Raw genomic sequence first — 11,511 nt, forward strand, 5'->3', positions numbered from 1 at the left:
TTAGTCGAACCCCACTCTCGGATTGATGTAGGCGTAGAGCGTGTCTACGACGATGTTCACGAGGACGAAGCCAACGCCCACGACGATGAGCGACCCCTGAATCACCGGCCAGTCACGGCGGCTGATAGAGTCGATGATTAGCGTGCCAAGACCGGGCCAGTTGAACACCTGTTCGGTGATGACCGCACCGCCGATGAGCGTCCCCAACTGGAGGCCAATGACCGTGATGACCGGGATGAGCGTGTTGCGAAGCACGTGCTTGTAGCGCACGAGCGTCTCTGGGAGCCCCTTTGCGCGCGAGGCGCGGACGTAGGTTTTCCCGAGTTGGTCGAGCATCCCGCTTCTGGTCAGTCGCGTGATGAGCGCCGTGAAGTACGTCCCGAGCGTAATCGCCGGGAGCGTGATGTGGCTGAGCCAGTTTACGAATCCGTCAGCCGCGCCAGCAAACTGCCCGGCGGCGAGCATCGAAAACACCATGCTGAGGCCGACCGGTCTGCGGCTCGTCGGGAAGACGTTGAACTGGACGGCGAGGAGGATGATGAGCATGACCCCAAGCCAGAAGTTCGGCGTGCTGATTCCGACGAGCGAGAATATCGTCGCGCCGTAATCTGCGGGTTCGTGGCGACGGGTTGCGCTGATAACGCCGAGTGGGATGGCGATGATGACCGCAACAATCGTCGCAACGATTGCGAGTTCCAGCGTGGCTGGCAGCCGGGCGAGCACCCGCGAAAAAACGGGCGTGTTCGACACGAGCGACGTGCCGAAATCACCGAACGGAACACCAGCCAAGAAATCCAGATACTGGATGTGTAGCGGCTGATTGAGGCCTAATTCCTCGATGACGCGCGCCCGCGTCGCTGGGTCGACATCCGGCGGGAGCAACACGTTCGCTGGGTCGCCCGGCGAGACCAATCGGAGGGCGAACACGACAGTAATCACTCCCCAGATAACCAACACCCCCTGTAGCACCCGTTTTAAGAGAAAACGTCCAAGGCCCATTTGGACTAGTTTTTCGTAATCGCGTAGGCGTCGATGCGTTCGTCAGCGCGGGCCTCCCAGTTCAAGGCGCTGTTCACACCGTAGACGCTGTACTGCTGGTTGAGATACACCCACGGTGCCTCTTCGTTACACACGGCGTTTGCCTCCATGAGCGTCTGGGCGCGCGTCTCGCCCGACTCGTTGCCCGCGCGGGTGAGCAACTCGTCGAGTTGTTCGTTGCTGAACGTGGTGAGCGCACCGTCGCTTTTCAGGAGTGCCGTCATCACGAGGCCGCCGTCGAAGGTCGCCTCACCCCAGCCGATGAGGTACCACGGTGGCTTGTCTTCGATGTTGCCCGTGAGCAGTTCGTCCACGAGCGACCCGAAGTCGCGCTGGCGAACCGTGACCGACACGTTCGGCAGGTCGTTGACGAAGCCGGCGACTGCCTCTGCGATTTCTAAGTCTTTCAGGTAGCGGCCAACCGGAGTATGAAGTTCGAGTTCGACGCCCGCGTGGCCGGACTGTTCGACGAGTTCTGCGGCGCGCTCTGGGTCGTAGTCGTAGGAGGGGAGGTCTGGATTGTAGCCAACGAACTCAGGCAGGGTTGGCTGGTTGGTCGCAGCCGCGAACCCGTCGAGCACGTTCTGATTGATGCTTTCTACGTCAACTGCGTAGTTGAGCGCCTGACGGAACGCTTTGCTCGAAAACGGTTCGACGTCGTAGCGAAGCGCGTTGAAGATGACGCGCGTACTCGGTGCGGCCGCGATGGTCGCATTGTCGGAGCTGTTGACGCGCTGGACCTCTTGCGGTGGCACGTTGACGACGATATCAGACTCGCCTGCGAGCAGTTGGTTTACGCGCGTACTCGACTCTGCTGCGCCGCGGAACGTGACCGACGCCGCGGGGGCCGTGTCTTGCCAATAGTCGTCGTAGCGAGTGAGGGCGACTTCCTCGTCTTCGGTGTACGAGTCGAGCATGAACGGACCAGTTCCGTTCATGTCGCCTGCGATGTCTGCCTGTTCGCGGGCTTCGACCCACGACTTTTGCATGATGTCGCAGTAGGTCGCAAACTCAGAGAAGACGATTGGGTTGAGGCCGTCGCTCGTGACCTTCACCGCACCGTCCATCGCTTCTGCGCCGGTGACACCCGCGAGTTGGTCTGATTGCGGGCTCGCAAAGCCGACATCGTCGTTTACGATGCGGTTGATGCTGAAGGCAACGTCCTCTGCGGTCAGGGCGTCGCCGTTGTGGAACGTGACTTCGTCGCGAAGCTGGAACATGACGGCATTCTCGCCATCGACGCGGCTCCATTCGGTCGCGAGCGATTCGAGAACCTTCCCGTCCGCGTCGCGCGTGAGGACGCCCTCATACACGTGGAGCATGACGACCTCGGTCGGCGTTTCGCGGTGGTCGTGTGGGTCGAGTCCGGAGGGCAGCGACCCTTGGGTGATCGTGAGGTCGAAGTCTGCTTCGCCGCCGACGCTCGTCTCACCGCTCGTGGTCGTGGTGTCACCGCCAGACGTCGTCTCTTCCGTGGTCTCTCCGTCGCCCGTGTCGCCACCGGTACAACCAGCGAGCGCCACACTCGCTGCTGCGCCGCCTGAAAGCTTGAGGAACGTCCGCCGATCTACGGTATTTGATGGCATGGCTCTAAGATTACAAATAGGGACTAATAAAGGACACTATCAAATTTCGGATATATGTCGGTGTTTTTTCACGTGAAACCTTATTCCTGCAGCCGAATTTCTGGAGGAAATTGAAAGCAGTACTTGTTATATCTTTTGCCGCAATACGTAGGGTCATCTGCTAAAACATGCGTGTGCACACACTCGGTTCGGGCGATCCGGAGTTTGCGGTCGTCGCGTGCCTTCACGGAGACGAACTGTGCGGAAAGAACGCCATCGAGCGATTCCTCGCGGCGAAAATTCCCGTTGAAAAACCACTCAAACTCATCATCGCAAACGAGGAAGCCATCGCGGAAGGCGAGCGATTCCTCGACGAAGACCTGAACCGGGCGTTCCCGGGTCACGAAAACTCCGAGTCCCACGAAGACCGGCTCGCCGCCGCCGTCCTCGACGAACTCGACGGGCTCCAAGTGCTCGACCTCCACTCCACCGTGTCGTTCCCGGAACCGTTCGTGTTCTATCACCGCTTGACCTCGCATACCAGACGCCTGCTCCGGGCCACCGGCCTCGCGCGCGCCGTGAACATCAGCCACGTCGGCGGTGGACTCATCAACCACGTCGATGGCGTCGCCGTCGAATGTGGGCTAAAAGGGAGCGACGAGGCGAGCGAACACGCCTACAACGTGCTCGTAAACTTCCTCGCCTCTCACCGCATCATCGACCACGACCACGCCCTCTCCGACCCCGACGTGTACCGCGTGACTGAGGTCGTGCCGGGCGCAGGCTACGAGTTCTTGGGCGAGAACTTCGAGGAGGTCGAGGTTGGTGAGGTGTACGCGACCAAGGACGGCGAACCCGAAAAAGTCGCAGGCGAGTCGTTTTTCCCGGTGTTGATGTCCACGGGCGGGTATGACCACCTCATCGGGTTTGCGGCCCAACGGCTTGGTGCGCTTTCGTCGCTCGAAGACGACCCGAGCGACGACTGAGCGCGATTGCCCCTGTGAGAAGCTATCGTAGCTGACAACGTACTCTCAGGAATGGCGGTGTCGAAGTGGCGGAGCTACGGCGTTCTCAGCGGACTGTTTTTCCTCACTGCTGGGTTCATCGCCTACGCCATCGCCCCCGCAAGCGTCCTGCCGCTGTTCATGGAGTCGTTTGCTATCGATAGATCGACGGCGAGTGCATCGATTAGCGCCGTGTTCTTCACGTGGGCGTTGTTGCAGATTCCGGGCGGCTACGTGCTCGACCGCTACGATAACCGACGGCTCGTCCTCGGCGGCGGCGCGGTGTTCGTCCTTGCGGCCGCAAGCAGTGTTTTCGTCACGTCCTATGCCGTGTTCTTGGCGTTTCGACTGCTGAGCGGGGCGTGTGCCGTGTTCATCGTCGTTGGGAGCGTGAACGTTCTCAGCCGAACCGTCGCAGAGACGAACCGCGCTCTCAGCCTCAGTGTCTTCATCGCAAGCCCGCCACTCGGCGTCGCCCTCGCACAGTTTGCAGGCCCGCAACTCGCGCTTGCCTCCAGCTGGCAGACGGCATTTCTCGCCTACATCGCGCTCGCTCTCGTGGGCTATCTGCTCTTTTTCCTCGCCCTGCGCGACCCCATCCCCGTGAGCGGCCGGGTGTCGATTCGACAGTTCGCCACGACGCTCCGAAATCCCCACGTGTTGCTCATCTCGGTGGCCAACCTCTGTACCTACGCGGTGTGGACGTTCCTCACGACGTGGATGCCGAGTTACGGCACGGACGTCCTCGGCATCAATCTCGCTGCGGCAGGGGCGGCAACGGCGCTCGTTCCGCTCGCAGGAATCGTCGCGCGACCCGGCGGTGGCTGGCTGTCGGAGGTTCTCGAAGGGCGGCTGCGCCCCGTCATCCTCGTGTCGTTTGCGGCGACGGTGCCGATGCTCTATGGGCTGAGCAGTGCCCCGTCGCCGGTGGTGTTCGCGGTGTTTCTCGCCCTGACCGGCGCGGCGGTTAACCTTTCTGTCGGCCTCTATCTCGTCTACGTAAATCGGCTCACTGACGCAAGCACGCAGGGCACGAGTCTGTCTGTACTCCTTACCTTCTCGCAAGTTGGGAACCTCATCGCGCCGGTTGTCGGCGGCTGGGTCATCACCCAACTCTCGTGGACGGCAGGGTTCGGCTTCGCCGGTCTGCTCGCAGTACTTGGGTTCATCACAATCCTCCTTGCACCTGCCACGCGCGACTCCGTGACTCGTCCTCGCACCGAGTAGAACGCCCGAATCGTATCGCTTTTAGGTGGATAGGCGATTGTTTCGTCAATGATAGTCGAACAGTTAGGGGAGGGCGACCCCACCATCGCCGTCGTCGCAGGCATCCACGGCGACGAACCCTGCGGCGTCCGCGCAGTCGAGCGATTGCTCGACGAACAGCCACACGTCCGCCGCCCGGTCAAACTCGTCATCGCAAACGAGGAGGCCCTCGAAGCAGGCGTTCGCTTCCTCGATGAAGACCTGAATCGTACCTTCCCCGGCGACCCCGACGGCGACACCCACGAAGCGCGCCTCGCCGCGATGCTCGCAGACGAACTCGACTCCTGTTTGACGTTCTCGCTTCATTCTACGAAATCGCACGCAGAGCCGTTCGCCATCTTCGATGAGATGACCGAATACATCCAAGACATCATGCCTCGGCTTCCCATCTCGGCCGTCGTTGAGACGGGCAACTACGTCGAAGGACGACTGTTCACGAGCGTCGATACCATCGAAGTCGAGTGTGGCCTCCAAGGCACACACGACGCTGCAGAGAACGCAGACCGCCTCACGCGGGCGTTTCTCACGGCCACTGGCGTCCTACCGGGCGACGCACCGGAAAAGCCAGTCCCCCACTTCCGGCTTCAGAATAAAATCCCAAAAGGCCCCGCAGAGGAGTACGAAGTGTTCGTCGAAAACTTCGAGCCAGTCGAGGTAGGCAAACCGTTCGCAGCCGCAGACGGTGAGGTCGAAGTGGCGCGTGAACCGTTCTATCCGGTGTTACTCTCCGCGACGGGCTACAGAAACGTGTTTGGCTACACCGCCGATTATCTCGGCGAGTTGCGCGCAGACGGTTAGTCGTCCGCCTGCGACGCGCCGCGTGGGACGATGTTCTGATTCAATTTGAACAGATTCGTCGGGTCGTACGTTGTTTTAATCTCGACCAGCCGCTCGTAGTTCTCGCCAAAGAGGAGGTCGCCGGGTGCTTCATCGAAGCCGGGGAAGTTGCCGTATGCGCCAGCGACGCCTTCAAGCTGGCGGAGGTCGCTGATGCCGGTTCTGCCCCACGCCACGTTCGCGTCGTCCATCGCCGCATCCTCCCAGTTCGCCTCGTAGGTGACCATGTACGGCGCGTCGCGGTGAGCGAACGCCGTCTCGTCTGCGTCGCGGTCTGCAATCGCGCCGCCGAGGTGCCAGACATCGACGGTCGAGAGCGACGAGGGCGATTCTCCGTGGGTGTGAACGATGTGGTCGATAATTTCGTCAGTGAGGTCGTCTAGATAGACGGACTTCCAGTAATAGCGCAGGCCGTCGGGGTAGTCCTCGTCGAGTAAGCGTTGTAACTCCACATACGGGAGCGTGCCGCTGAAATCGACAATCGGGGCTGCGAGCGTCTTGAGAGGGGCGAACTCGGCGTCTGCATCCGACTCAGGCCCGTCGTACGCCCCGAACAGAATGACGGCTGGCTCGCCCCATGCCTCCTTCGGGAACTCCGCTAACTCGGGAACCGCGTAGGTGAACGCGAGCGTATTCGCGTCACGGGACGCTGTTTTCGTGTACTCACGATAGGCTTTCAGCACGTCCACCGCGTCGTCGCCGTGATACCAGACGAACAGCGACGGCAGCTCCGGGCCGACTTCGTACAACCGGAACTCGAAGGACGTGACGATGCCGAAGTTGCCCCCTCCGCCGCGAATCGCCCAGAACAGGTCGTCGTTCTGGTCTACGGTCGCCGTCCGCACCTGTCCGTCTGCGGTGACGATTTCTACCGAGACGATGTTGTCACAGGCGAGCCCGTATTTCCGTCGAAGGTGGCCAAGCCCGCCGTTCAGGGTCAGTCCGGCGACGCCGGTTGCGGAGACGACGCCGAGCGGTGTGGCGAGACCGTGCAACTGCGTCTCCCGGTCTACGTGGCCGAGGGTCGCTCCGCCCTGTGCGAGAACCGTTCTGGCCACCGGGTCAACCAACACGCCAGTCATAAGCGAGAGGTCGATGACGAGGCCGTCGTCCACGCTCGCGTAGCCCGCGACGTTGTGCCCCCCGCCGCGCACCGCGACCGGGAGGTCGTGTTCGCGCGCGAGGGCGACGGCTTCGACCACGTCAGCCGTGCCGGTACACTGTGCGATGAGTGCCGGTCGTTTGTCGATGACGCCGTTCCAGAGCGCCCGCGTCTCGTCGTATGCGGGGTCACCGGGTGTGATGACCGGCCCGGCAAATCGCGTTTCGAACGCCTGTATCGCGTCGGCCGTAAGTTCAACAGGCGTTGCGCCTTCAGTCGTCCGCCCCACCTTTGCCATACCCTCTAGTCGTCAAGGCAGGAAATAGCCTTCAACGACGGTTTTCAGGACACTCAAGTAGGGTTGAGTGTTCGCACGATGGGACGGCGAGTGTCAGTTCGTAGACAGCCTTATGCTGCCTGCCTGTGAAAATTACACGATGCTCACCGTGTTCAAAGAACTCCTCTTTCGAAACGAGACGTTTTGGGTAGCACTCGCACTGTGGGCTGGTGGGGTTTTCGTCGGAGACGTGTTCTTCGTCGGTTCGCGGTCTGTGGGTGAGTTACTCGCCGGTCTCGGCTTGCTCCTTATCACACTCCGGCTCCTCATCGGTTCGGGAGTTATCCTCCACCGAAGCTACCGTGCCGGGAAGACTGGCTACGAGGAAAGTATAGAGTAACTGTACGTACCGACAGGAACACACTGGTGGAGTGGGTAGTACCGGACATGGACGACCACACCCGCGACCCCTCCGTGAAACCGCCGCGTGGAAATCCCACCGGCTGGCGTGCAGACGGCCAATGGGAACACGCCACGCTCCGGCGCGCCGTCGTCCACGGGGTACGGCTCTATAACTCAGGCGAGTTCCACGAGAGCCACGACTGCTTCGAGGACGAGTGGTACAACTACGGTGCGGGGAAGACCGAAAGCAAGTTTCTGCACGGGATGGTGCAGGTCGCCGCGGGCGCGTACAAGCACTTCGACTTCGAAGACGACGCGGGGATGCGGTCGCTGTTCACCACGTCACTCCAGTATTTTCAGGGCGTCCCTCACGATTTCTATGGCGTGGACGTGCCTGACGTGCGCACCGTGTTGACGAATGCGCTCACCGACCCGACCGTGCTCCACGGCTGGCAGATTCGACTCGATGACGAACTACCGACGGCGAGAGACGCAGATTTCGCGTACGCAGAAGCACTCGATCACTGATTACTCGCCTTCGGGAGCGAGTTTCACGAGCGTGAGGTCGCGGTCTAGCATGCAGTAGTCGTGAGGTGGCTCCCCGACGATTTCTTCGATTTGATATTCCGTATCGAAGCTCGCGCCCATCGGGACGCAGTATTCGTGGCTCGGGCACTCGGTGTACGGACACGGCCCGGGAAGGGTGGCTTTACTCCCGGCATATGCGCCGCGAGCGGCGACGTTTGCGTAGACGGAGACGGCTTCGACTTCCACGGCTTTGACGCCCGCGTCGTGAACTGCACAGTCGAGCGTCTGGGCGTTTTCGCGGATACCGGTCACTTGGTAGCGCGTCCCGTCCGTGAGGTTGAGACATTGGTTGCGGTAGGGACACCCCTCGCAGGCACTCGATTCACCTTGGTAGATGAACTCCGTGCCGACTTCCGCGAGACGCGAACCGATGAGCGAGACCTTCGGCATAAACTGGGCTACGCCTGCCGGGTTGTTAAGCCTCGCGCCCCGTCAACTCGTCCAGTTTATCGAGATAGTCCTCGCGGGGTACCTGATACAGACCGCGATAGTCGAATTCGCCGGAAGCAAAGCGTTCTGTAAGCGAGAGCGCGCCCGAAACGGCGGCTTCGCGAGTGTCGAACGATTCTGCGGGGCGGCTCACGTCGGGTTCCAGATACAGCGTGATGTACCACGGGTCGTCGGGCCGAAGCTGGTGTTCGATGCCGGGGCGTCGATTTCGCCGTCCCTGCGTTAGATACAGCGTTGGCAGGCAGACGGGCGGGAAATCCTGTGTGTTGAACACGTCGGGACGGAAGGCGAGGACGGTACGCCCATCTTCCTCTTCAGACCAGACTTCCCAGCCAGCGGGGAGTGACTCGAACGAACTCATAACGGAAAATACCGGTGCCCGGGCAAAGAGTGGGGCGGTCTCTGAGCCTGCGCGCGCAAATTTCCCTTATAAACTATTTGAGTTAGCCCCCAGATTCCAGTCGGTTAGGAGGCAACAAAATGCCCATGTACCCTCTTTTCAGGGCTCAATTAACCCGAACGTACAGTGACAAAATCAGGTAGTGAGAGAATAGTTATATTGGTGGAGCACTCAAAGAATAAATAGTATCGGTGAGTTCGCTTACCGTACTGCCTGCTGTCTGGCCAGACGTACGCCGATTCGTGTTGTAACTCGCCACCCCAGAACGGGATTCGTTGCGTCTGCCGGATGGTAATAGTTCACACATGGCACACGACAACATCCGGTTCGACTCACTCCTTCGGAGTTCTCGCGGCGGACTAGCTGCCGACAGAGAAGGGTGCTTTCTGCGAGCGGACGCTTTCGCCATGGAGCGAGCTCGCCCAGTGTCCCACACCCGTAGTCGAGCGCAGATGGTGTCAGTCCCCGCCACGAGCACATCGAGGCGGCAATGGTCCGTGATAAAATGACAGGTGACATCGACACGTTAGAAATTTTGAGCGAGGAGTACCGCGAGTCCATTCCGGACGATTTCCGCGAGACGCGGACGTTCACGTGGTACTTACAGGAGGTCTTAGACCACCCTCGCATCGCCCGCAACGCACACCAGCGCGTCGCCGACATGTTCGACTTCTACGGTACAGAGTACAACGAAGATGCCGGAATCGTCGAATACAAGCTCGCGACAGAAGATCCGCTCCACGAGGGTGAAAACACCTTCTTTGGTCGGGTCATCCACGAAGCAATCCACGAGTTCGTAAACAAGGTGAAAAGTGGTGCCCGCGGCCTCGGCCCGGAAAAACGCATCAAATTGCTGCTTGGCCCCGTCGGGTCGGGGAAATCCGACTTCGACCGCCAGGTTCGCCACTACTACGAAGACTACACCATGCGCGAAGAAGGCCGCATGTACTCCTTCCAGTGGACGAACCTCTGTGACATCATCGACGACCAAGATCCGGCGGACGACCACGTCCGCTCGCCGATGAACCAAGACCCGCTCGTCCTCTTGCCACAAGCACAGCGCGACCAAGTGCTCGAAGAGATAAACGAGAATCTGGACGCGCCGTACACCATCCGCAACGAACAGGCGCTCGACCCGGCGAGCGAGTTCTACATGGACCGGTTGCTCGAACACTACGACGACAACCTCCAAACAGTGCTCGAAAACCACGTCGAAATCGTTCGACTCGTCGCAAACGAGAACAAACGCCAGTGCATCGAGACGTTCGAGCCAAAGGACAAGAAAAACCAAGACGAGACAGAGTTGACGGGCGACGTCAACTACTCGAAAATCGCCATCTACGGCGAGTCCGACCCGCGCGCGTTCGACTACTCGGGGGCGTTCTGTAACGCGAACCGGGGCATCTTCTCCGGCGAAGAGTTGCTGAAACTCCAACGCGAGTTCCTCTATGACTTCCTGCACGCGACGCAGGAACAGACCATCAAGCCCAAAAACAACCCGCGGATGGACATCGACCAGGTCATCGTTGGCCGGACGAACATGCCCGAATACCGCGAGAAAAAGGGCGACGAGAAGATGGAGGCGTTCAACGACCGCACGAAGCGCATCGACTTCCCGTACGTCCTCCAGTACGGAGAAGAGGCGAAAATCTACGGCAAGATGCTGCGCAACGCGGACGTGCCCGACGTGCACGTCGAACCGCACACCTTGGAGATGGCGGGGCTGTTCGCCGTCCTCACGCGCATCGAGCGACCCTCGACCGAGCACGTAGACCTGCTTCAGAAGGCGAAAGCGTACAACGGCGAGACCGACGACATCGACGACGTTGACGTGAAGAAACTGCAAGACGAAGCCGCCACCTCCGCCGACATCGGCGAGGGCATGGACGGCATTTCGCCGCGGTTCATCGGCGACGAAATCGCAGAGACCATCATGGACTCGATGCACCGTGGTCGCCAGTTCCTCGCGCCGCTCACCATGTTCAATCACTTAGAGGAGAACTTGGAGAATCACGGCTCGATCCCCGAGGACAACTTAGAGCGCTACCACCGCTACCTCGAGATGGTGCGCGAAGAGTACAAAGAACGCGCCATTGAGGACGTGCGCCACGCGCTCGCCTACGATCTGGACGAAATCCAGCGACAGGGCGAGAAGTACATGGACCACGTCATGGCGTACATCGACGACGATACCGTGGAAGACGAGATTACGGGCCGCGAATCCGGCCCAGACGAGAAGTTCCTCCGCTCTGTGGAGGAGAAACTCGACATTCCCGAAGACCGCAAAGACGACTTCCGCCAGGAAGTGTCGAACTGGGTCTCGCGCAGAGCGCGCGAAGGGACGAGTTTCAGCCCGCAGGACAACGAACGGCTCCGCCGGGCGCTGGAACGCAAGCTGTGGGAAGACAAAAAGCACAACATCAACTTCTCGGCGCTGGTTTCCGCTGGGGAACTGGACGACGAGGAGCGCAACGCCTGGATCGACGCGCTCGTAGACCAGGGCTACTCGCTCGAAGGGGCGAAAGAAGTCCTCGAATTCGCCGGCGCAGAGGTCGCAAAGGCGGAGATGGAGGAGTGATGAT

11 protein-coding genes are annotated in these 11,511 nt (G+C 60.4%); 6 read left to right on the top strand and 5 right to left on the bottom strand.

The features are described 5' to 3' along the window. Both V5N47_RS01450 and V5N47_RS01455 read right to left on the bottom strand, forming a co-directional pair. Nucleotides 1-999, bottom strand: a complete 999-nt coding sequence (locus V5N47_RS01450; RefSeq protein ID WP_338729075.1) for an ABC transporter permease — start codon at nt 997-999, stop codon at nt 1-3. A gap of 5 nt (nt 1,000-1,004) precedes the next feature. Further along, a complete protein-coding gene (locus tag V5N47_RS01455) occupies nt 1,005-2,624 on the bottom strand; it encodes an ABC transporter substrate-binding protein (protein WP_338729076.1) in 1,620 nt (539 codons plus the stop codon). Between the two features lie 167 nt (nt 2,625-2,791). Here V5N47_RS01455 and V5N47_RS01460 point away from each other — a divergent pair, with 167 nt between their 5' ends. From V5N47_RS01460 to V5N47_RS01470, 3 genes are read left to right on the top strand one after another with little or no spacing between them, the layout of a single operon-like run. Next, nucleotides 2,792-3,589, top strand: coding sequence for a succinylglutamate desuccinylase/aspartoacylase family protein (locus V5N47_RS01460; RefSeq protein WP_338729077.1), 798 nt, complete (start codon nt 2,792-2,794; stop codon nt 3,587-3,589). Between the two features lie 51 nt (nt 3,590-3,640). Continuing rightward, nucleotides 3,641-4,834 (top strand): MFS transporter, encoded by a 1,194-nt coding sequence (locus tag V5N47_RS01465; protein ID WP_338729078.1) that lies wholly within the window; start codon nt 3,641-3,643, stop codon nt 4,832-4,834. Nucleotides 4,835-4,882: 48 nt separating this feature from the next. Continuing rightward, complete coding sequence (locus V5N47_RS01470) at nt 4,883-5,671, top strand: succinylglutamate desuccinylase/aspartoacylase family protein (RefSeq protein ID WP_338729079.1); 789 nt, start codon at nt 4,883-4,885, stop codon at nt 5,669-5,671. Here the strand turns inward: V5N47_RS01470 and V5N47_RS01475 are convergent. Next, nucleotides 5,668-7,110, bottom strand: a complete 1,443-nt coding sequence (locus V5N47_RS01475; RefSeq protein ID WP_338729080.1) for an FAD-binding oxidoreductase — start codon at nt 7,108-7,110, stop codon at nt 5,668-5,670. The two genes, V5N47_RS01470 and V5N47_RS01475, sit on opposite strands and share 4 nt — an antisense overlap. Nucleotides 7,111-7,249: 139 nt before the next feature. On the opposite strand from V5N47_RS01475, the gene V5N47_RS01480 reads away from it, so the two are divergent. Further along, nucleotides 7,250-7,489, top strand: coding sequence for a hypothetical protein (locus V5N47_RS01480; RefSeq protein ID WP_338729081.1), 240 nt, complete (start codon nt 7,250-7,252; stop codon nt 7,487-7,489). A 47-nt stretch (nt 7,490-7,536) separates the two neighbouring features. Then, on the top strand, nt 7,537-8,019 hold the full coding sequence (locus V5N47_RS01485) for a DUF309 domain-containing protein (protein WP_338729082.1): 483 nt from the start codon (nt 7,537-7,539) through the stop codon (nt 8,017-8,019). Here the strand turns inward: V5N47_RS01485 and V5N47_RS01490 are convergent, their stop codons facing one another. Beyond that, on the bottom strand, nt 8,020-8,469 hold the full coding sequence (locus V5N47_RS01490; protein ID WP_338729083.1) for a UPF0179 family protein: 450 nt from the start codon (nt 8,467-8,469) through the stop codon (nt 8,020-8,022). A 25-nt stretch (nt 8,470-8,494) separates the two neighbouring features. After that, nucleotides 8,495-8,890 (bottom strand): DUF5820 family protein, encoded by a 396-nt coding sequence (locus tag V5N47_RS01495; RefSeq protein ID WP_338729084.1) that lies wholly within the window; start codon nt 8,888-8,890, stop codon nt 8,495-8,497. Nucleotides 8,891-9,434: 544 nt separating this feature from the next. Here V5N47_RS01495 and V5N47_RS01500 point away from each other — a divergent pair. Next, nucleotides 9,435-11,507 (top strand): serine protein kinase PrkA, encoded by a 2,073-nt coding sequence (locus V5N47_RS01500; RefSeq protein WP_338729085.1) that lies wholly within the window; start codon nt 9,435-9,437, stop codon nt 11,505-11,507. The last annotated feature ends 4 nt before the right edge of the window (nt 11,508-11,511 follow it).

Origin of the sequence: Haladaptatus sp. DJG-WS-42, from assembly GCF_037198285.1 — an archaeon.
Taxonomy (GTDB): domain Archaea; phylum Halobacteriota; class Halobacteria; order Halobacteriales; family Halococcaceae; genus QDMS2.

Coding starts and splice junctions, on each gene's coding strand:
- V5N47_RS01450 (WP_338729075.1), bottom strand. CDS start 999: ATGGGCCTTGGACGTTTTCTCTTAAAACGGGTGCTACAGGGGGTGTTG.
- V5N47_RS01455 (WP_338729076.1), bottom strand. CDS start 2,624: ATGCCATCAAATACCGTAGATCGGCGGACGTTCCTCAAGCTTTCAGGC.
- V5N47_RS01460 (WP_338729077.1), top strand. CDS start 2,792: ATGCGTGTGCACACACTCGGTTCGGGCGATCCGGAGTTTGCGGTCGTC.
- V5N47_RS01465 (WP_338729078.1), top strand. CDS start 3,641: ATGGCGGTGTCGAAGTGGCGGAGCTACGGCGTTCTCAGCGGACTGTTT.
- V5N47_RS01470 (WP_338729079.1), top strand. CDS start 4,883: ATGATAGTCGAACAGTTAGGGGAGGGCGACCCCACCATCGCCGTCGTC.
- V5N47_RS01475 (WP_338729080.1), bottom strand. CDS start 7,110: ATGGCAAAGGTGGGGCGGACGACTGAAGGCGCAACGCCTGTTGAACTT.
- V5N47_RS01480 (WP_338729081.1), top strand. CDS start 7,250: ATGCTCACCGTGTTCAAAGAACTCCTCTTTCGAAACGAGACGTTTTGG.
- V5N47_RS01485 (WP_338729082.1), top strand. CDS start 7,537: ATGGACGACCACACCCGCGACCCCTCCGTGAAACCGCCGCGTGGAAAT.
- V5N47_RS01490 (WP_338729083.1), bottom strand. CDS start 8,469: ATGCCGAAGGTCTCGCTCATCGGTTCGCGTCTCGCGGAAGTCGGCACG.
- V5N47_RS01495 (WP_338729084.1), bottom strand. CDS start 8,890: ATGAGTTCGTTCGAGTCACTCCCCGCTGGCTGGGAAGTCTGGTCTGAA.
- V5N47_RS01500 (WP_338729085.1), top strand. CDS start 9,435: ATGACAGGTGACATCGACACGTTAGAAATTTTGAGCGAGGAGTACCGC.